Below are 21,300 nucleotides of genomic sequence, written 5' to 3' on the forward strand. Positions count from 1 at the left end.
GGCCGCGATGATGATCGAGGATCTGCGGGTGGAGCTGCGGTCGGTGCCGCTGGCGCGGCCGTGGGGGGCGGACGTCCAGCACAACCACGTCCTGCCGGTCACGCTCACGCTGGACGACGGGCGCTCCGGGACCGGGATCTCCTGGACCCCGCAGATCGGGGCGCACGCGGTCAAGGCGCTGCTGGAGCACGACGTCCGCGACGCGGTGATCGGGCTTCCGGCGCACCCGGGCGCCATCTGGGACGAGCTGTCGGCGCATCTCGGCGAGGCGGGGCGGTCCGGGATCGTCCCGATCGCGATGGCCGGGGTGGATCTCGCGCTGTGGGACCTGGAGTGCGGCGACCGCTCCCTGGTGGACGTCCTCGGCGCGAGGCGCGACAGCGTCCCGCTCTACGGCAGCGGCATCAACCTGCACTACCCGCTGGACGAGCTGACCGCCCAGGCGGAGCGGTGGGCCGCCGCCGGGTACCCCGCCGTCAAGATCAAGGTCGGCCGGCCCTCGCTCGCCGAGGACGTCGAGCGGGTCGCGGCCGTCCGGGAGGTCATCGGCCCGGACACGGCGCTGATGATCGACGCCAACCAGCGGTGGGACCTGCACCGGGCCCGGACCGCGCTGCGGGCGCTGGAGCGGTTCGACCTGTTCTGGGTCGAGGAGCCGCTGCCCGCCGACGACCTCGCCGCCCACGTCGAGCTGCGCCGGAGCATCGGCACGCCCGTCGCGGTCGGCGAGAACGTCGCGACCGTGCACGGCTTCCGCGACCTGCTGACGGCCGGGGCGTGCGACGTCGTCCAGCCGAACGTGGTGCGGGTCGGCGGGATCACCCCGTTCCTGCGCGTCGCCGAGCTCGCCCGCGCCTTCGACGTGCCGGTCTACCCGCATCTGCTGACCGAGCTGTCGGGGCAGCTGGCCCTCGCCCTACACCATCCCGCGATGGTGGAGCACCCGGAGGACGCCACGCTCACCGACCTCGGGCTGCTCGCCGATCCGCCCCCGGTCGAGCTGGCCGGCGCGGAGCTGCGGGCGACGGGCGCGCCGACGAGGTGGTCGCGGTGAGGCCGGTGAGGGTCGTGGTCGCCGGGGTGCACGGCTACGGGCGCAACCACCTGGAGAACGTCCGGCGGCTGGCGGCGGCGGGCCGCGCCGAGCTGGCCGGGGTGTGCGACGTCCGGCCGCCGTCCGGGCTGGGCGTGCCCGCCGCGGCGGACCTCCCGTCGCTGATCAGGGAGACCGGCGCGGAGGTCGCGGTGATCGCCACCCCGATCCACACGCACGCGCCGCTGGCCGTGTCCGCGCTCCGGGCCGGGGCGCACGTGCTGCTGGAGAAGCCGCCCGCGCCGTCGGTCGCGGAGTTCGAGGCGATCTCCGCGGCGGCGGCCGAGGCCGGGCTGGCCTGCCAGGTCGGCTTCCAGTCGCTCGGCTCGGCGGCGATCGCGGCCGCGCGGGAGGTGCTCGGCGAGCCGGTCCGCGCCATCGGGGTCGCGGGGGCGTGGACCCGCCCGTTCGGCTACTACACCCGCTCCGCCTGGGCGGGGCGCCGCCGGCTGGACGGCGTCGACGTCATGGACGGGGCCCTCACCAACCCGTTCGCCCACGCCGTGGCCTCCGCCCTGGCCGTCGCCGGAGCGGACACGGTCGACTCGATCGCCGGCGTGGAGCTGGAGCTGTACCGAGCCAACGCGATCGAGTCCGACGACACCTCCAGCGCCCGGCTCCGCCTCGCGGACGGCACCGTCGTCGCGATCACCGTGTCGCTGTGCTCCGGCCGGCGCACCGAGCCCTACCTCCACCTCCACGGCGAGACGCGTTCGGCGCGGCTGTTCTACACCCTCGACGAGATCGAGACCGACGACGGGGTGCGGACCGGCTACGGCCGCGCCGACCTGCTCGCCGACCTCCTCTCGCACGTCCGGGACGGCACGGAGCCGCTGGTGCCGCTCGCGCGCACGGGCGGCTTCACCCGGCTGCTCGACGCGATCCGGCTCGCCCCCGAACCGGAGCCGGTCGGCGGGCGGTTCGTCCGGGCGGAGCCGTCCCGGCTGGTCCTGCCCGGCATCGAGGGCCTGGTCGTCCGCGCGGCCGAAGACCTCAAGACCCTCTCCGAGCTGGGCTTCCCCGAGAGCCTCGGGACGGTGGACGCCCCGTGGCCGGAGACCGTCCTGCGCGCCGGCGCGCGGGAGGTCGCCGCCTACGTCCAGCGCGGGGACCTGCGGGCCACCGACGCGCCGCGGCCGCATCTGCACCCCGTCCGGACCCTCGGCGGGACGGTCGTCACCGAGGTCCAGCCGGACGACCACGTCCACCACTTCGGCGCGGGCGTCGCGATCTCCGACGTCGACGGCGTCAACTTCTGGGGCGGCTCCACCTACGTCCCCGGCGAGGGGCCGAAGATCCTCCCCAACCACGGGCGGCAGCGCCGCCGCGAGCTCCGGCCCGTCGACGGCGGCTACGCGGAGAGCCTCGACTGGATCGGCCCGGACGGCACCGTCCTGGCCGCCGAGGAGCGCACCCTGACCGCGCGTCCCGTCCCGGGCGGGTGGGCGCTGGACTTCGCCTTCACGCTGACCGGCCGGACCGGGCGGCCGCTCGTCATCCAGAGCTCGGCGTGCAAGGGCCGGGCCGGGGCGGGCTACGGCGGGTTCTTCTGGCGCGCGCCCAAGGACTCCTCCGGCCTCGCCGCCTTCACCGGCGAGGCGTCCGGAGAGAAGGCCGTGCACGGCAGCGTCACGCCCTGGCTGGCGCTGACCTCCGACGCTTGGAGCCTGCTGTTCGTCCAGACCGCCGGGCTCGACCCGTGGTTCGTGCGGGTCGCCGAATACCCCGGCGCCGGCCCCGCCCTGGCCTGGGACGAGCCCCTGACCGTCCCGGACCGGCTGCACCGGGCGGTCACGGTGGTCGTCGCCGACGGGCGGCTGACCCCCGACCGGGCGCGCGGCCTCGCCGCCGCGGCGACGGCCCTGCGCGACCGCGAACCCGGCGCGTTCCCCGAAGCCGGGGCGGGACCCTCGTCCCGCCCTGACCCGGTCACGCCAGGCGGGACTCGATGGCCTCGATGATGCGCGGGCGCAGCTCGGCGGCCGGGATGACGGCGTCGACCGAGCCGACCTCGACCGCGCGGCGGATGTCGTGCACGGCGTCGAACTCCGCGGCGACCTCGCCGAGCTTCTCCGCGCGCACCGACGAGCGGAGCTCGTCCAGCTCGGCGAGCAGCGCCGCCCGGTCCGGGCCGGTGGACGCCGCGACGCGGGCCTCCAGCTCGCGGACCCGCGGATCGGCGGCGGTTCGCGCGTCGACGTCCCGGGAGAACACCACCGCCGCGGCCGGGGCGCCGCCGAGCACCGAGGCGAACGACCCCTCCAGCGCCAGGACGGTCATGTTCGGGTTCAGCGCCTTGGAGAACACCACGAACGCGCCGCCGTGGTAGCGCGAGATCACGCAGAACACGATGGGCCCGCGGAAGTTCACGATCGCGCGGCCGATCTCGGCGCCGTACTCCAGCTGCAGCTTGCGCAGCGACTCCGGCGACCCGTCGAAGCCCGACAGGTTCGCCAGCACCACCAGCGGCCGGTTGCCGCTGGCCGCGTTGATCGCCCGCGCGGCCTTCTTGGACGACTGCGGGAACAGCGTCCCGGCGGTGTAGGAGTCGGGGCCGTCGGCGGGCGGGAAGCCGCGCCGCGGCACCGCGCGCGACTCGATGCCGAGCAGGCACACCGGCATGCCGCCGAGGTGGACGTCCTGCACGACCGCGGTCTCCGCGTCCGCCATGCCCGCCCAGCGCTCCAGCACCGGGTGGTCCTGGTCGGACAGCGCCCGCATCACGGTCCGGATGTCGAACGGCTTCTTGCGGTCCGGGTTGGCCTCGGCGGAGAAGATCTCGCCGACGGTGGTGAACTCGCTGCCCTCCACGGTGTGCGGGAAGTCGGAGATGTCGCGGTCGACGGGGTCGGCCGTCTCCGCGCGGCGCGGCGTGTCCTCGCCGGGCGCGACGTAGGTGTGGTCGTAGTGCGCCATCAGGATGTCCCGCGCGGCGACCAGGTTCGGCGCCCAGTACTGCGCCTGCCCGTTCGGGCCCATGACGCGGTCGTAGCCGCCGATGCCGAAGTTGTCCTCGGCCGACACGCCGCCGGAGAAGTCGAGCGACTGCTTGCCGGTGAGCACCATCGCCGAGTCCGGCGTCATCACGAGCACGCCCTTGGTGTGCATGAGCATCGTCGCCTCGGCGTTCCAGTACGGCTGCGCGCCGACGTTGATGCCCGCGACGACGACGTTGATCTCGCCGCCGTCCTGGGTGAACTCGACGATCCGCTTCAGCGCCGCCGCCACCCAGTCCATGTTCTCGGTGCCCGACTCCATCGAGATCCGGGCGCCGGCGGACAGGGCGTACCACTCCAGCGGCACCCCCATCCGCTCGGCCAGGTCCAGCGCGGCGATCACCCGGCGGCACTCCGGCTCCGACAGCGCGCCGAGCGCCTTCGTCGGGTCGCCGAGCAGCACGACCCGGGTGACGCCCTGCGGGTGCCGCCGGGTCCGGGTGGTGACGACGCCCGCGACGATCGCCGCGGTGTTGCGGCCCTTCGGCCGGTCGACCGGCACCAGCCGGCCGTCCTCGTCGAGGTCGTGCTCGGCGAAGTCGCCCAGCACCTCCGTCAGCTCGTACGGGTATACGGTGTTGCGGCTGCGGGCGCGCAGCACCTTCTGCCGGTAGCCGTCGACGGGCTCGACCGGCTCGTCGGACGGCTCCCCGACGCTCAGCGTGGTGCCGCCGGTGGCGTCGAAGGAGACCCGGACGGCGACCTTGGCCAGCTCGCCGGTCCGCGGGTCGCGCCGCCGCGCGATGAACTCGATCTCCTCCAGCCCGGCGCCCGCGGCCGTCGGCAGCATGCGCTCGGCGAGCATCTCCAGCTCCGCGCGGGTCAGGTCGCTCGGCGGCCAGACGTAGATCACGATGCGGTTGGTGGGCAGCCGCTTCTTCGACGGCCGCCGCTCCTGCGCGCGGCGGATCGAGTCCAGGCAGGTGGCGACGGTGAACTCGGCGGTCGGCAGGGTGCGCAGGTTGCCGTCGTGGTCGCGCAGCTCGGTCAGGTCGCGGATCTGCGAGAACGCGACGAGGCGCTCGTCGGACGGGTTGTCCCGCGCGGTGCACTGGTAGAGGTAGACCTCCTCGTCCGACGACGGCAGCCGGGTGAGGTCGAACTCGCGCAGCCGCTCCATCCGCATCCGCTCCGCGATGTGCGGGTGCAGGCCGCGGATCAGCCGCTCCTCGGCCATCCCGGCGGGGGACGGGCGGAACGTGAAGTGGTGGTGCATCACCGCGCCGCTGCTGCCCGCGACGGTGGCGGTGACGCGGCGCACCCGCTCCGGCAGCGGGTGCGCGGCGATGACCCGGTGCAGCGCGGCGGCCATCGCGTCGAAGTCGTCCGGCTGGTTCTCCCAGGAGAGGTAGATGTCGGCGTCGACGGAGTCCTTGCCGTCCGCGAGTTCGGCGAGTCCGCGCAGCGCCCCGCCGAACGCCTCGAAGCTCACCGCGGCGGACGCCAGGCACGAGCCGGCGCGCTCGGCGACGACGAACTCGCAGCCCCCGGCCTCGCGGGTGCGGACGCCGGTCAGGCCCTTGTTGCCGTAGTACCGGCGGGTCAGCACCTCCAGCATGACGGCGTTGTTCCAGTTGCCGCGGAAGAGCCGCTGGCCGAGGAGCCGCACCAGCGGCTCGGTGCTGCGCACCATCTCGGCGATGCGCTCGGCGCGGTCCGGCGCGTCGGGGTGCGCGTCCAGGTGGCGCAGGTGCCGGCGGACGTCGGCGTACACGCGGGCGCGGTTGCGGCGCAGCAGCGGCTGGGCGTACCAGGCGAACACCACGCCGCACGCCAGGTCGTAGACCACTGGGAAGCGGACCTGCGTCGCGGCGATCAGCCGCTCCAGCGCGAGGCCGGCGGGCTCGCGCAGCGCCTCCGCCGGCGGCGGCTCGCGCAGCCACGCGCGCAGCAGCGCGGTGACGACCGCGGCGTCCGCGGACGCGCGCTGCTGGGCGAGGAAGATCCGGAAGAGCGCGGCCTCCAGCTCGGGGGTGCGGTCCAGGCCGGTGACGCCGTAGTGGCCGAGCGCCGTCTCCAGCCTGGCCCGGAACGCCGGCGGCAGCCCGGCCCGCTCGGCGTCCAGGCTCTGCAGGTAGGCGTGGAAGTGCTCGCGGGCGCTGTGCACGTGGCCGTCCGCGCCGTCGCCGCCGTCCCCGGCGCCCGCCGGGCGGTTGCGGCTCAGCTCGGCCAGGTCGGTGAACACCTCGATGAGCGCCAGCTCGGCGGCCAGCGGCCGGTGCCCGTCGGCGGCGGCGGCCTGCCGCGCGGCGAGGTAGTCGTCGAGGACCCGGCGCTCGTCGTGCGGGTCGACGTCGAAGCCGAGCAGCAGGCTGCGCAGATCCTCCTGGCCGCGCGCGGCGCGCCGCCGCGCCGGGACCGCGGCGGGCGCGGCGGGCAGGTCCAGCTCGACCGCGGGGCCGGACGCGGCGTCCTCGGCGCCGTCGTCGGCGAGCGGCTCCAGCCGCAGCAGCGGCGCGCCCGTCTCGACCTGGCTGCCCACCGACACGACGCATTCCTTGAGCCGCGCCCGGAACGGCGCCCGCAGCACCGTCTCCATCTTCATGCTCTCCAGCACCAGCACCGGCGCGCCCGCCTCGACCTCGGCGCCCGCCTCCAGCGGCGTCGCGACGACCAGCGCGGGCGCGGGGGAGCGGACGACGCCGCCCTCGTCCCGGCTGACCCGGTGCGTCACGCCGTCCACCTCGACCAGGTGGACCGGGCCGTGCGTGCCGGTGAGCAGCCGGTACCGGACGCCGTTGACGGTGATCTGCCCGCTGTACCGGTCGAAGCGGTCGAGCTCGACGTCGGCGGTGCGCACGTCCTCGCCCGCCTCGATGGCGACGCGGAACCGCTGCGCGCCGACCCGCGCCACCCGCACCCGGTAGCCGGCGCCGCGCAGCTTCAGGTCCAGCGGCCGTCCGCTCTCGTGCCGCACCTGCGGGCGCCCGCCGGACGCCGTGGCCAGCAGCCGCTGCCGGGCGGCGGCCTCGCCCTCCTCGTACGCCTCGATGGCGGCGGCGGCGAGCGCGACCGCGGAGTGCCGGTGGGAGACGAGGCCGCCCTCGGCGCGGACGCGGTCGATCCAGCCGGTGTCGGCGCTCGCGCCGACCACCTCGGGGCGGTCGAGCAGGTCGAGCACGAAGCTCTTGTTCGTCGCGCCGCCCTCGATGATCACGGTGGTCTGCGCCATCGCCCGGCGCAGCCGGCCGAGCGCCTCGTCCCGGTCCCGGCCGTGCGCGATGATCTTGGCGATCATCGAGTCGAAGTCGGCGGGGATGGTGTCGCCCTCCCGGACCCCGGTGTCCACCCGGATGCCCGGCCCGGCGGGCAGGTCCAGCCGGGCGATGCGGCCGGGTGCGGGCGCGAAGTCGCGGTCGGGGTCCTCGGCGTTCAGCCGGGCCTCGACGGCGTGCCCGCGCTCCACCGGCGGCTCGCCCTCCAGCCGGCCGCCGGCCGCCACGTGCAGCTGCGCCCGGACGAGGTCGAACCCGGTCGTGCACTCGGTGATCGGGTGCTCGACCTGCAGCCGGGTGTTGACCTCAAGGAACGCGAACAGCCGGTCGCCGGGGTGGTAGAGGAACTCGACGGTGGCCGCGCCCCGGTAGCCGACCGCGACGGCGAGCCGCTCGGCCGACGCCTTCAGCTCGGCGGCCTGCGCCGCGCTCAGCACCGGCGACGCCGACTCCTCGATGACCTTCTGGTTGCGGCGCTGCACCGAGCAGTCGCGCACGCCGAGCGCCCACGCGGTCTCGCCGTCCGCGATCACCTGGACCTCGACGTGCCGCGCGCCGGTGACCAGGCGCTCCAGGAACACGACGCCGCTGCCGAACGCCCGCGCGGCCTCCTGGCTGGTGCGCTCGTAGGCGTCCGCCAGCTCGGCCTCGGTGGTGATGACGCGGATGCCGCGCCCGCCGCCGCCCGCGGTCGCCTTCAGCATCAGCGGGTAGCCGATCCGGGCCGCCGCGTCGAGCGCCTCCTCCAGCGTGCCCACCGCGCCGCGGCTCCACGGCGCCACCGGCACGCCGACCTCCTCGGCGATCAGCTTCGCGCCGATCTTGTCGCCGAGCCGGCGCATGGCCTCGGCGCTCGGCCCGACGAACGTGACGCCGGTCTTCTCGCACAGCTCCGCGAACGCCGGGTCCTCGGCGACGAACCCCCAGCCGACCCACGCCGCGTCGGCCCCCGTCTCGGCCAGCGCGCGCTCCAGCACCTCCAGGTCGAGGTACGGCCGCGCCGACGCGGGACCGAGATCGTAGGACAGGTCGGCCTCGCGGACGAAGGTGGCGGTGCGGTCGACGTCGGTGTACAGCGCGACCGTCTCGATCCTCGCGCCGGTCTCGGCGGCGAGGTCCCGTACGGCGTGGATGAGGCGCATGGCGGCCTCACCGCGGTTGACGATGGCGACACGACTGAACACCCGACCGAGCCCTCCTGTAGACCACTGCACACCGCGGGACGGTGCCCCCCGACGGTGCAACCTTTCCGCCTACCGGCCCGTAGCGCCATGTCGCAGACATCGCACGCTGAGCGCCCGCAGTTGTGGGAAACCTGCAAAAGGGGGCCGCGGTCACTCCGGGACGCGCAGGGCGATGACCGCTATGTCGTCGGCGCCGGTGACGGGGAGGCCGGTGAGGACGCCGTCGCAGAAGGCCGCCAGGGGAGCGGTGGCCAGTTCGGCGGCCTTGCGGCAGAGCCGGTCCAGGCCCACGTCCAGGTTCTCGCCGGGGTGCTCGATCAGGCCGTCCGTGTAGAGGAGGAGGGTGGAGCGGGGCGGCAGGGGCTCCACCGCGCTGACGTAGGGCTGGTCGACGAGCAGGCCGAGCAGGGGGTTGACGGCCTCGTCCAGCAGGCGGGCGCCGCCGTCGGCCGTGACCAGGAGCGGCGGCGGGTGGCCGGCCACGCCGAAGTGGAGCCGCCGTCCCTGCGTCCCGGAGCCCTCGACGCGGGCGAGGACGCAGGTGGCGGTGCTGTCGGGCGACAGGATCGCCATCGCGGTGTTCAGCCGGCGCAGGATGTCGCCCGGCGGCTCCTCGCGGTCGACCGCCAGGCCCCGCAGCATGTTCCTGATCTGGCCCATGTCGACGGCGGCGGACAGGTCGTGCCCGGCCACGTCTCCGATGACCAGGACGGTGGTGCCGTCGCGGAGCACGAACGAGTCGTACCAGTCGCCGCCCACCTCGGCGGCGGCCGGGCTGGGCCGGTACCGGGCGGCGATGTCGAGGCCGGGCACCTCGGGCGGCTCGGCCAGGAGGCTGTGCTGGAGGGCGAGGGAGACCCGCTGGGTGCGCTGGAAGCGCATGGCGGTGGTCAGCGCGTCGTGCGCGTGGTCGAACATCTGGCGCACCAGGGCCACGTCGTCCTCGCTCAGCGGCGGCCGGTCGCCGCACCTGGACGCGGTCACCACGGCCGCGACGGCGCCGTCCACGACGACCGGGAGCAGCATCGCGCTGTGGGCGCCCGCCTGGCTCATCCACTGCACGCTGCTCCCGGGCAGCAGGTTCTCGGGGGGCCGCCCGTGCGGGAACGTGAGCCGCATCGGGCGGCGCCGCCGGACCATCCGGACGAACTCGCTGTCGGCGGCGAACCACTCCTCGCCGAGCGTGAGCCGCGTCGGCAGCCCCGGCCGCGCGGCGGTGGCGATGCGGCGGGCGAGGACGGGAGCGCCCTCGGGGCGTTCGCCGATGTCGGGCAGCAGGAACACGCCGCAGCCGTCGGCGAGTTCGGGGACGAGCACGTCCGCCAGCGCGCCGAGCATCTTCCGCAGGTCGCTGTGCTCGGCGATCGCGACGGCCGCGCGGCCGAGGATCTCCTGGCGGCGGCGCCGCGCCCACTCCTTCTCGACGTCGGTGCAGGTGCCGACCCACTCCACGACGGTGCCGTCCTCGTACACCGGCGTGGCGTGGACCTCGAAATGCCGGTACGCGCCCTGCACGGTCCGCAGCCGGTAGACGTGCCGCCACGGCCGGGCCGTGCGCTGCGCCTCGTTCCAGGACCGCAGGGTCGCTTCGCGGTCGTCGGGGTGCACGACCCGCAGCCAGCCCGTGCCCTGGTACTCCTCCCAGGTCTGCCCGGTCACCCGCTCCCATCCGGGGCTCGGCTCGATCGGGCTGCCCTGCGGGCTCGTCACCCACACGATCTCCGCGCTCACCTGGACGAGGCTCTGGAACCGGTGCAGCAGCCGGCGCCGAGTCTCCGCCATCTCCCCCGCCCGGCGGGCCGCCATGACCTGCTCGGTGACGTCGGCGCTGACCGCCAGGACCCCGGGCGTGCCGTCGCCGTACCGGGAGAGGCTGAAGGAGAAGTAGCGCGCCTCGCGGCCGACGCCGGGGAAGACCAGGCTCACCGGCGCCTCGGCGACGTTGATCGGCCTGCCGGTGCTCAGCACGCGGTCGAACAGGTCGAGGTAGTCCCGCTGGACGAGGTCGCCGAACGCCTCCCGGATCGGCCGCCCGAGCGGGCGCTCCCCGAAGGTCTCGCGGTAGGCGGCGTTGGCGTAGACGAGGCGGTGGTCGGGGCCGCGCGTGACCAGGACGCCGACCGGCGCGCGGTCGAAGACCTCAAGCGTCAGCCGGCCGGGCTCCTCCTCCCGGGCGTGATCCATGCTCCCCCCGTCGACCGGCCGTTGTCAGGAGGGCCGTACCCCGGGAACCGGCCGAGTATGTGACCTGCGCTCCTCGTCCGCGCGGCCGCCTTCTCCCCGGCCGCCGGGCGCCGGGCGCGGGGCCGTCCGGCCGGTCCCGGGGCCGGCTCCGGACCCGCCCCGGCGGCCCGCGCCGCACCCCTTCACGGGATCTTGACGGGGGTTGCGGAGAGGTTTACCGTCCGCGGCGGGTTCATCGCCGCACCGGCGTTCGGAGGCCGCACATGACGCATGGGGTCCAGCCGGCCGGGAAGAACGCGATGGGCAGGGCGGACGTGCTGGGCGAGGTGCGCGGCCACCTCGCCGGGGGCGGCGGCGTCCTGCTGCTCGGCCCCGTCGGGATCGGCAAGTCGACGCTGCTGTCGCTGCTGGCGGACGAGCACGCGGCGGCCGGCTACCGGATCTTCGCCTGCTGCCCCGCCGAGACCGAGCGCCACCTGCCGTTCCTCGGCCTCATCGACCTGATCTCGCAGGCGGTCGGCGAGGTCGCGGGCCGCCTGCCCGCACCCGAGCGGGACGCGCTGCGGTCCGCGCTGCTGCTGCACGACGTCCCCACGGGGGAGCGGGACCTGCTGAACCTCCGGCTGGGCGTCCTGCACGCCTTCCGCATGTTATGCGCCGACCGGCCCGGGCTGGTGCTGGTCGACGACGCCCAGTGGCTGGACCGCCCGTCCGGGGAGCTGCTGGCCTTCGTGGCGCGGCGCGCGGCCGGGCTGGCGCCGCGGCTCCGGATCGCCGCCTCCGCCCGGCCCGGACCGGCGGCGGGCGAGGACGGGGGCCGGTGGCGGGACGCGGCCGCGCTGTGCCCGAAGCCGGCGCTGACGGTGCGGGTGCCGCCCATGTCGGCCGCCGAGCTGGGCGTCCTGCTCGGCCACCGGTTCGGCCGGAGCTGGCCGCGGTCGCGGCTCGCCCGGATCCACGAGGTCAGCGGCGGGAACCCGTTCTTCGCGGTGGAGCTCGCCCGCAGCGTCCTGGAGCACCCGGAGGCCGACGACCCGCCCATCCCGCAGAGCCTCTCGACGCTGATCCGCGAACGGGTGGCCGCGCTGCCGCCCGCCACCCGCGAGACGCTCCTCATGGCCAGCGCCGCGTCCCGGCCGTCGGTCGGCCTGCTGCGCCGGACGGGCCGCGCCGACCTCGCCGAGGCCGAGCGGCGGGGCATCGTGGAGGTGGACCCCGCCGGGGCGGTCCGCTTCACCCATCCGCTGCTGTCGGCGGTCATCTACGCGGAGGCCGAGACCACCGAGCGGAAGGCGGTGCACCGGGCGCTGTCCCAGGCGGTGCGCGACCCGGTGGAGCGCGCGCTGCACCTGGCCCGGCTGACCTCCGGCCGCGACCGGCGGATCGCCGGCACGCTGGAGGAGGCCGCGGCCGTGGCGCGCCGCCGCGGCGGGCTGTCCACCGCCGCCCAGCTCGGCGAGCTGGCCGCCGACCACACGCCCGAGGAGGCCGGGGACGCGGCGGTCGGCCGGCGGCTGCGCGCCGCCGAGGACGCCGTGGCGGCGGGCGACTACCCGCTCGCCCGGCGGATCGCCCGCCGCGTCCTGGAGACGACGGCGCGGCCCGCCGAGCGGGTCCGCGCCTGGATCGTCGTCCTGGACTCCTCCGGCCAGGCCCTCGCCGAGGTGGAGGAGGTCTTCCCCAAGGCGATGGAGGACGCGCGCGGCGACCCGTCGCTGCTCGCGCCGCTGCACTACAGGCTGAGCTGGCGGGCGTGGATGGTGCGGGGCTCCGCCGAGGCCGCGCACGTGCACGCCCGCCGCTCCGCCGAGCTGGCCGCGCTCGCGGGGGACCGCGCCACCGAGCTGTTCGCGCTGGCCAAGCAGGCGAACATCGAGCTCTTCCTCGGGCACCCGGACGCCGAGCGGACACTGCGCAGGGCGCTGGCCGACCCGCAGGAACCGCACGTGAGGTGGCACCACAACGGCCCCGTCTACCTCAAGCACCGGCACCACCTGATGCACGACCGGGTGAAGGAGGCGCGGGCCGAGCTGCGGTCGCTGATCTACAGTGTCCGCCAGCGCGGCGTGGTGGAGAGCCTGTGCGTGTGCCTGTACTGCATGACCCAGGTCGAGATCTACCAGGGCCGCTGCCGGCAGGCGCTCGGCGCGGCCCGGCAGAGCCTCGAACTGGCCGAGGACTCGGGGCTCAGCCAGGGGCCCTCGTGGTACGCGATGGCGCTCGCGGAGGCGGCCGGCGGCGATCTCGGGCGGGCGCTCTCCGCCGCGGAGCAGGCCGTCCAGCACAGCGCGGACGACGGCGACCAGCTGTTCCTGCCGCGGGCGCTGCACGCGGAGGGCCTCGTCCGGCTGCAGCTGGGCGACGCGGCCGCGGCGTCGCGGGTGCTGGGGCAGGTCCGGACGATGGAGACCGCGCAGGGCCTCGGCGATCCCTCGCTACGCCGCTGGCACGCCGACCTCGCCGACGCGCTCGTCGCCGTCGGGCGGCCTGGGGAGGCGGCCGCGCTGGTCGCCGAGACCAGGGCGCGGGCCGCCAGGCTGGGGCGCCGCGGCGTCCTCGCCGTCCTGGAGCGCTCGGCCGCGCTCGTCCGCGCCGCCGAAGGTGACCTCGACGCCGCAGAGCGCGGGCTGCTCAGCGCGGTGGAGCTTCTCCAGGCCCTCCCTTATCGGCTGGAGGAGGGCCGGGCGTGGCTGGAGCTGGGCGCGCTGCGCGCCCGGCGGGACGACCCGCGCCGCGCCCGCGCCGACCTGCTGCGGGCGCGCGGCGTCTTCGCCAAGGCGGAGGCGCGGCCCTGGCTGGACCGCGCCCAGGCCGAGCTGCGGCGGCTCGACCACGCCGCGCCGGTGCACCGGGCGGCCGGCGACGACCCGCTCGGCGTGCTCACCGACGTCGAGCGCAGGGTCGCCGTCCTGGTCGCCGAAGGCGCCACCAACCGGGAGATCGCCGCCCGGCTGTTCCTCAGCACCAAGACCGTCGAGGCCGCGCTCACCCGGACGTTCCGCAAGCTCGGCGTCCGCTCCCGGGTGGACGTCGCCCGGCTCGCCGTCTCCGGCCGCTGACGCCCCCCGGATCCCGACGTATAGGGATTTCCCTATACATGCTTAGCCAGGCTTCTTAAACCGCTCCCACCTCCTCACACTCGCGCTTGTCCGGGATGCGCGGTGCAACGGAAAGCGCAGCGAAAGGAGCGGCCCGCCGGCGCGTCCGGACGTCCGCCCCCCCGTCACCACGGGCTCCCTCTTCAGTGGTGAAAGGACATCCACCCCCATGTCCCAACGGACCCTCGCGATCGCCACGTCGGCGGCGGCACTCGTCGCGCTGACCGGCGTCGCAGCAGCCCCGCAGGCCGCGGCCACCCCGCAGGCCCCGCCCCGTCCCCGCCAGCCGGCAGGGCGCTCCGCCTTCACGGACGCGCCCTTCACGCTCGACCCGTCCCCGTCCGTCCGCAAGCGGGCGGTCGGCAAGGCCAAGAAGGCCATCGCGGCGCATCCGGGCCGCGCGCACCGCGTCAGCGGGCACAAGTTCAAGGTCAGGTCGGTGACCGTCGACCGCGACGGCTCCGCCGATGTCCGGTTCGACCGCACCTACCGCGGCCTCCCCGTCTACGGCGGCGACCTCGTCGTCCACCTCAAGCCGGACGGCTCCTACAGCGCGCTGGAGACCGCGTCCGACACCGCCGGCAAGATCAGCACGACGCCCTCGGTGAGCGCGCCGGCCGCCGCCCGGCTCGCGCGCGAGCAGCTCAAGGGCACGGTCTCGGCCGTCTCGAAGCCCAAGCTCGCGATCAGGGCGCAGGGCCGGTCGGCCGCGCTCGTGTGGCAGACCGTCGTCACCGGGGTCCGCGCCGACCAGACGCCCAGCCGGCTGCACGTCATGGTGGACGCGCGGAAGGGCCGGGTGATCCAGAGCACCGACGAGGTCCACACGTTCGCGCCGTCCGGCCTGCGGTCGGCCCCCGCCGCCCCCGTCCGGGCCGCCCTCACCCAGGGCACCGGACACGGCCTCTACGTGGGCACCGTCAACCTCGACCTGACCCAGTCCGCCGGAACCTGGACGATGCGGGACCCCTCGCACGGCAACGGGTTCACGACCAACCTGAACCACCGCACGTCCGGGACCGGCACCACCTTCAGCAACTCCACCGGCGAGTTCGGCAACGGCAGCAACTCCGACCCGGCCTCCGCGGGCGTGGACGCGCACTACGGCGCCGCCATGACGTACGACTACTTCAAGAACGTCCACGACCGGAACGGCATCTTCGGCGACGGCAGCGGCGTCCCCTCCCGCACCCACTACGGCAACGCCTACGTCAACGCCTTCTGGGACGGCGCCCAGATGACCTACGGCGACGGCGAGAACAACGCCAGGCCGCTGGTCGAGATCGACGTCGCCGGGCACGAGATGAGCCACGGCGTGAGCGGCGCCATCGTCGGCTGGGGCGAGAACGGCGAGACCGGCGGGATGAACGAGGGCACCAGCGACATCTTCGGGACGATGGTGGAGTTCTACGCCGACAACCCCGTGGACAAGCCCGACTACACCATGGGCGAGCTCATCGACATCTTCGGGAACGGCGACCCGCTCCGGTACATGTACAACCCGTCGCTGGACGGCCGGTCGCCCAACTGCTGGGACAGCCGCAACGGCGGCCTGGACCCGCACTACTCGATGGGCCCGCTGAACCACTGGTTCTTCCTCACCGCCGTCGGCAGCGGCGACCACGGGTACGGCAACAGCCCCACCTGCAACAACTCCACGGTCACCGGGATCGGCAACGACAAGGCCGCCAAGATCTGGTTCAAGGCCCTCGCGTCCTACGCCAACAGCAACGAGGACTACGGCGACGCCCGCGTCGACTCGCTGAAGGCGGCCGCCGACCTGTACGGCGCGCACTGCGCCGAGTACAACACCGTCATGGCCGCCTGGGCGGCGGTCAACGTCACCGGGTCCGACCCGGTGCCGGGCGAATGCCCCGGCCAGGGCGACAACCCGCGCGTCACCGACCCCGGCGACCAGACGAGCACGGTCGGCACTGCGGTGAACCTGGCTATCCACGCCACCGACCCGAACGGCGGGACCCTCACCTACAGCGCGACCGGGCTGCCGGCCGGGCTGTCGATCAACGCGTCCAGCGGGGTCGTCTCCGGCACCCCGACCACGGCGGGCACCAGCACCGTCACCGTCACCGCGACGAACGCGTCCGGCCTCTCCGGCTCGGCCTCCTTCACCTGGACGGTCAACCCGCCGGGCGGCGGCTGCTCGTCGCCGGGCGACAAGGTGTCCAACGGCGGGTTCGAGAACGGCACCTCACCGTGGAGCACCACGTCCGGCGTCGTGTCGTCCAACAGTGACGGCGAGAGCGCCCGCACCGGGACGCACTACGCCTGGTTCGACGGCTACGGCCGGTCCCACACCGACTCGGCGGCGCAGTCGGTGACGATCCCGGCCGGCTGCACGGCGACGCTGACCTTCTACGTCCACATCGACACGGCGGAGACCACCGCCGTGACGCCCTACGACACCTTCACCGTGAAGCTCGGCGGCGACACCGTCGCGGCCTTCTCCAACCTCGACGCCAACTCCGGCTACGTCCAGAAGAGCATCGACGCCTCCGCCTACGCGGGCAGGACCGTCACGCTCTCGTTCTCCGGCACGGAGGACGTCGCCCTCTACACGAGCTTCGTCGTCGACGACGTGGCCGTGAACGCGAGCTGACCGCCCCTCCTCAAGCCGCCGGCCCCGCCCGGGGCCGGCGGCGCTCGCATCTGCCCGCCCTTCAGGGGAATGCCGGAGATGTGGAGCCGCTGGTCACGTTCGGTCACGGTACGGCGGGGCGCGCGGAGCTGGCGCGCCTGCTGCGCGGGGCCGGGGTGCGGTCGGTCGTGGACGTCCGCACCGCGCCGGGCAGCCGCCGCAACCCCGACGTCCACCGCGGCGCCCTGGAGGAATGGCTTCCGGCCGAGGGCATCGCCTACCGCTGGGAGAAGCGCCTGGGCGGCTTCCGCCGGGTCGCCCCCGACTCGCCCGACACGTTCTGGCGCAACGACTCCTTCCGCGGGTACGCGGGCCACACCCGCAGCCCCGAGTTCGCGGACGCGATGGACGAACTGCTCCGGGAGGCCGGGCGGGCCCGCACGGCCGTCATGTGCAGCGAGTCGGTGTGGTGGCGGTGCCACCGCCGGATCATCGCCGACTTCGCCGTCCTGGCGCGCGGCCGCCCCGTCCTGCACCTCGCCCACGACGGGCGCCTCACCGAGCATCCGCCCACGTCCGGGGCGAGGCTGCGTGACGACGGGCTGCTCGTCTACGACGGACAGTGACGGGCCGCGGGGGTGTTCGCCGCCCTGAGCCGGGGATGAACAGAGCCCAGGGAGGGGGCCAGTGATCCACCCTGGTGCCCCCGGGCCCGCGGACGGTGACAGTTGGGCTGTCACACGGGGCGGCGGGACCGCCCCGTCCTCGACGGCGGCCGGACGGCGCAGGGCGCCCGGCGAACAGAAGGGATCTCGGCATGAAGATCGTGGTAATCGGCGGCACCGGCCTGATCGGCTCGAAGGTCGTGTCGGCGCTGGGCGAGCACGGCCACGAGGCCGTGGCGGCCTCGCCCAACACGGGCGTGAACACGCTGACCGGGGAGGGCCTCGCGGACGTCCTCGCCGGGGCGTCGGCCGTGGTGGACGTGGCGAACTCGCCGTCGTTCGAGGACGCCGCCGTCCTGGACTTCTTCGAGACCTCGACCGGCAACCTGCTCGCCGCGGAGGCGGCCGCGGGCGTCGGCCACCACGTCGGGCTGTCGATCGTCGGGACCGACCGGCCGCCGGAACGCGGCTACTTCCGCGCCAAGCTCGCCCAGGAGAACCTGATCCAGAAGTCGCAGGTCCCGTACTCGATCGTGCACGCCACGCAGTTCTTCGAGTTCACCAGGGCCATCGCCGACGACGCCACCCGGGACAACGCCGTGCACATGGCGCCGGTGCTGTACCAGCCGATGGCCGGCGACGACGTCGCCCGGCAGGTCGCCGCGGCCGCGATGGGCGCGCCGCTGAACGGGCGGGTCGAGATCGCCGGGCCCGAGCGGTTCCGGATGGACGAGTTCTTCCGGGACGCGCTGGCCGCCTGGGACGACCCGCGCGAGGTGGTCACGGACCCGCACGCGCTCTACTTCGGCGCCGAGGTCGAGGAGCGGAGCCTGGTCCCGCTCGGCGACGCCGTCCTCGGCACGGTCCGCTACAGAGACTGGGCGTGACCGCGGCGGCGATGCTCGCCGAGTTCGACGACGTCGCCGGCTGGACGGCGGACGCGGTGGAGGCCCTCGGCGAGCGGCACGCGATCCCGGCCGCCTGCCGGGGCAGCGCGAGCCCGGCGGCGCTGGCCTGGCTGGCGGAGGCGTGCGAGCTGACCGCCGGGGCCGCGCTGCTGGACGTCGGCGCCGGGGCGGGCGGCCCGGCGGCGTGGGCGGCGGAGCGGTTCGGAGTCCGGCCGGTCCTGCTGGAGCGGAGGCCGGTCGCGTGCCGGGCCGCCGCCCGGATGTTCGGGCTCCCGGTCGTCACCGCGGACGCCGCCCGGATCCCGCTCCGGACCGGCTCGGTCGACGCCGCCTGGTGCCTGGGGGTGCTGGACACCGTCCCGGACGAGGGCGCCGTCCTCCGCGAGGTCCACCGGGTCCTGGCGCCCGGCGCGCCGCTGGGGCTGCTGGTGGTCGTCGCCCGGGGCGCGACCGGTTTCGCGGCCCCGGACGGCAACCGCTTCCCCACCCAGGCGGAGCTGTCCGCATCGCTGGACGGCGCGGGGTTCGAGCCGGTCGAACAGATCGACCGGCCCGGCGACGCGCCGCTGGCCTGGTCGCGCCGCGCCGAGCGGGTGGCCGCGGTCGTCGCGGCCCGGCACCGCGGCGACCGCGCCTACCGGCTGGCGGTCCGGCAGAGCGAGCGGCTGTCCCGCCTGTTCGCCTCCGGGCGGCTGTCGATGCAGCTGGTGCACGCCGTCGCCCGCCCGCCGTCCTGATGCCCGTGCACGATGATGGGGGGATGGACCGCGACCCGCCCCCGCCCGCGGCAGGCGCCGGGATCAGGCTCCGCGTGCGGATGAGCGCCCGCCGGATCGACGAGCCGCACCGCGCCGCGAGCCCGCTGGAACTGCTGTTCGACCTGACCTTCGTGATCGCAGTCGCGGCCGTAACGGCGCGATTCGCCCACGACATCGCCGAGGGCCGCGCCGCCGACGGGATCGTCCCGTTCCTCCAGGTCTTCTTCGCGGTGTGGTGGGCCTGGATGAACTTCACCTGGTTCGCCTCGTCCTACGACACCGACGACGTCGCCTACCGGCTGCTGACCATGGTGCAGATGGCCGGGGTGCTGGTCCTCGCCGCCGGGGTGCCGGCCGCCGTCGACCACGACGACTACCGCGGCGTCACGTTCGGATACCTGATCATGAGGATCGGGCTGGGCGCGCAGTGGCTGCGGGCCGGCATCGAGGACCCGGCGGGCCGCCGCACCGCGTTCCGCTACGCCGCGGGCATCTCCCTGCTGCAGGTGGGGTGGCTGCTGCGCCTGCTGTTCGCCGAGATCGGCGTCCTCCCCTCCTCCGCGCTGGTGCCGGTCTTCGCGGGGCTGGTGCTCCTCGAACTGGCGGTGCCGCCATGGGCGGAGCGGGCGGCGCCCACCGCCTGGCACCCGCACCACATCGCCGAGCGCTACGGCCTCTTCACGATCATCCTGCTCGGCGAGAGCGTCCTCGCCGCGACCCGCGGCGTCGAGGGGGCCCTGGAGGAGACGGAGGTCGGCGGCCCGTTCCTCCTGATCGCCGTGTCCGGGCTGGTCGTCCTGTTCGCGCTGTGGTGGCTCTACTTCCTGGCGCCGGCCGGGGACGGGCTCAGGGACCGCCGCCACCGCTCCTACCTGTGGGGGTACGGCCACTACGGCATCTTCACGTCCCTCGCGGCGCTCGGCGCCGGCCTGGAGGTCGCGGTCGAGCAGACCGGGCACGGCGTCGCTGCGTCCCCGGCGGCGATCTGCTACGCCGTCGGGATCCCTCTCAGCGTGTTCCTCTGCCTGCTCTGGCTCGTCCACGCGTCGGTCGTGGCCGAGCCCCTCGCCCATCCCGCCGCGGTCGCGGGCTGCGTCACCGCGATCCTGCTGCTCCCGCTCGGGGCATCGCGTCTGGGGGTCGCCGCGGTGATCGCCGCGTTCGCAGCGATCTGCGTCCTGCTGACCGGGATCACCATCGCGGCCAGGCGCGGCCGGAACCGGTACTTGGGATACGGGCGTGGTTCCGCTGAAATGGGGGAGCACACCTAAAGCGTCTTCGCGGGAGCCCCCATGAGCCACGATCCGTCTGCGGCGCCCCCGGCCGGGCGATCGCGTGGACCGCTCGCGAGGTTGCTGGCCCTGGCCGCGGTGCTGCTCGGGGTCGGCGTGCTGGTGGCGCTGACCGGCGGCGCGCTCTGGGGCCACGTCAGCGACTGGGTCGAGTCGCTCGGCCTGTGGGGGCCGCTGGTGTTCGCGCTGTGCTACGTCCTGGCGGTGGTGGCGCTGGTGCCCGGTTCGGTGCTGAACGCCTCCGCCGGAGCGCTGTTCGGCGTCGGCGTCGGCACGCTCGCGGTGCTCGTGGGGGCGACGGCCGGCGCGGCGCTGTCCTTCGGCCTGGCCCGCCTCCTGGGACGCCCTGCCGTGGCCCGCTACACCGGTTCGGGACGGCTCGCCCGCCTGGACGCCTTCCTGTCGCGCAGGGCCTTCGAGTCCGTCCTCGTCCTGCGCATGGCGTCGGTGTTCCCGTTCGGCGCGGTGAACTACGGGGCCGGGGTGGCCGGGATCCGCTTCGCCCCCTACATCACCGGGACCGCCCTCGGCATCGTGCCCGGCACGCTCGTCTACACCGGCCTCGGCGACGCGCTGCGCGAGCCCGGTTCCCCGCTGGTGTGGATCGCGCCGACCGGTCTCGTGGCCCTCAGCGTCTTCAGCTGGTGGCTGGCCCGCCTCGTCCGCTCCCGCACGGCCGGCGACCCCCCAGCCCCCGAAGACGCCGCAGCCTGAAAGCCCCCTCCCCGCACGGACGGCGAGGAGCCGGGCCGGGGGCGTGGTCGATCCCCGTGGGGCGGGGAGGGCGGGGTTAGTCTTCGCTCCAGCCGTGCTTGCGGGCGAAGCTCAGGAGGCTGTCGCGGAGCTTGAGGAGCTGGGCGCCGGTCAGGTCGGGGGCGCTCTCCAGGATCAGCTCGGTCAGTTCGGCGCGCAGCTCCGTCGTGGTGAGGACGTCGCACAGGCCCTCGTCGTCCGGTGAGGAGGCGGAGGGGCGGCCGGCGGGGGCGAAGGACGGCGCGCGGTCGCCGATGATGCTGACGTCGAACGCCTTCAGGCCGCGCTCGCCGTCGATGAGCTCGTACTCGACGGACGTCCCCGTGGTGATGAGGCTCTTGTCGTCGTTCAGGTCGTTCACGTGCACGAAGACGTCGGGACCGCCCTCGTCGGGGGTGATGAACCCGTATCCGCGAACCTCGTCGAACCGCGCGATCCTGCCCACGTGTACCACGACAACATCCTTCACCGAACGCACCTGCCGAAATTCGCGGAGTGATGGGGACCGCGCCGCGTCGTCCCGGCCTGTCAGTCCCAGAGTAGCCAACCCGGCCCCGG

At 74.8% G+C, this 21,300-nt stretch carries 12 protein-coding genes; 9 read left to right on the forward strand and 3 right to left on the reverse strand.

The window, feature by feature from the left end:
- The first annotated feature begins 7 nt into the window (after positions 1–7).
- Together ACIWVC_RS07250 and ACIWVC_RS07255 are read left to right on the forward strand one after the other, a co-directional pair.
- The gene (locus tag ACIWVC_RS07250; RefSeq protein ID WP_396446490.1) at positions 8–1,054 is read left to right on the forward strand and encodes a mandelate racemase/muconate lactonizing enzyme family protein; all 1,047 of its coding nucleotides are present in this window, start codon (positions 8–10) and stop codon (positions 1,052–1,054) included.
- Entirely contained in the window at positions 1,051–3,054 is a 2,004-nt protein-coding gene (locus ACIWVC_RS07255; protein ID WP_396453932.1) for a DUF6807 family protein, read from the forward strand. The genes ACIWVC_RS07250 and ACIWVC_RS07255 overlap by 4 nt, the downstream gene beginning before the upstream one ends.
- Here ACIWVC_RS07255 and ACIWVC_RS07260 read toward each other — a convergent pair.
- Together ACIWVC_RS07260 and ACIWVC_RS07265 are read right to left on the reverse strand one after the other, a co-directional pair.
- Positions 3,023–8,488 carry a carboxyl transferase domain-containing protein gene (locus tag ACIWVC_RS07260; RefSeq protein WP_396453933.1) on the reverse strand — a complete coding sequence of 1,822 codons (5,466 nt, stop codon included), beginning with the start codon at positions 8,486–8,488 and terminating at the stop codon, positions 3,023–3,025. The genes ACIWVC_RS07255 and ACIWVC_RS07260 overlap by 32 nt on opposite strands.
- A gap of 150 nt (positions 8,489–8,638) precedes the next feature.
- Positions 8,639–10,672 carry a SpoIIE family protein phosphatase gene (locus tag ACIWVC_RS07265; protein WP_396453934.1) on the reverse strand — a complete coding sequence of 678 codons (2,034 nt, stop codon included), beginning with the start codon at positions 10,670–10,672 and terminating at the stop codon, positions 8,639–8,641.
- Between the two features lie 263 nt (positions 10,673–10,935).
- On the opposite strand from ACIWVC_RS07265, the gene ACIWVC_RS07270 reads away from it, so the two are divergent.
- From ACIWVC_RS07270 to ACIWVC_RS07300, 7 genes are all read left to right on the forward strand, one after another.
- Positions 10,936–13,731 carry a LuxR C-terminal-related transcriptional regulator gene (locus ACIWVC_RS07270; protein WP_396453935.1) on the forward strand — a complete coding sequence of 932 codons (2,796 nt, stop codon included), beginning with the start codon at positions 10,936–10,938 and terminating at the stop codon, positions 13,729–13,731.
- A gap of 208 nt (positions 13,732–13,939) precedes the next feature.
- Positions 13,940–16,387 carry a M4 family metallopeptidase gene (locus ACIWVC_RS07275; RefSeq protein ID WP_396453936.1) on the forward strand — a complete coding sequence of 816 codons (2,448 nt, stop codon included), beginning with the start codon at positions 13,940–13,942 and terminating at the stop codon, positions 16,385–16,387.
- Between the two features lie 80 nt (positions 16,388–16,467).
- Positions 16,468–16,992, forward strand: a complete 525-nt coding sequence (locus tag ACIWVC_RS07280) for a DUF488 family protein (protein WP_396446483.1) — start codon at positions 16,468–16,470, stop codon at positions 16,990–16,992.
- A gap of 191 nt (positions 16,993–17,183) precedes the next feature.
- Positions 17,184–17,918, forward strand: coding sequence for an SDR family oxidoreductase (locus ACIWVC_RS07285; protein ID WP_396446482.1), 735 nt, complete (start codon positions 17,184–17,186; stop codon positions 17,916–17,918).
- Entirely contained in the window at positions 17,915–18,676 is a 762-nt protein-coding gene (locus ACIWVC_RS07290) for a class I SAM-dependent methyltransferase (protein ID WP_396446481.1), read from the forward strand. The genes ACIWVC_RS07285 and ACIWVC_RS07290 overlap by 4 nt, the downstream gene beginning before the upstream one ends.
- A gap of 23 nt (positions 18,677–18,699) precedes the next feature.
- Positions 18,700–19,968, forward strand: coding sequence for a low temperature requirement protein A (locus ACIWVC_RS07295; RefSeq protein WP_396446480.1), 1,269 nt, complete (start codon positions 18,700–18,702; stop codon positions 19,966–19,968).
- A 21-nt stretch (positions 19,969–19,989) separates the two neighbouring features.
- Positions 19,990–20,703 (forward strand): TVP38/TMEM64 family protein, encoded by a 714-nt coding sequence (locus ACIWVC_RS07300; protein WP_396453937.1) that lies wholly within the window; start codon positions 19,990–19,992, stop codon positions 20,701–20,703.
- Between the two features lie 76 nt (positions 20,704–20,779).
- Here the strand turns inward: ACIWVC_RS07300 and ACIWVC_RS07305 are convergent, their stop codons facing one another.
- Complete coding sequence (locus ACIWVC_RS07305) at positions 20,780–21,196, reverse strand: cold shock domain-containing protein (RefSeq protein ID WP_396446478.1); 417 nt, start codon at positions 21,194–21,196, stop codon at positions 20,780–20,782.
- Positions 21,197–21,300: the final 104 nt, after the last annotated feature.

The organism is Actinomadura sp., assembly GCF_044508335.1.
In the GTDB taxonomy this organism is placed as follows: Bacteria; Actinomycetota; Actinomycetes; order Streptosporangiales; family Streptosporangiaceae; genus Spirillospora.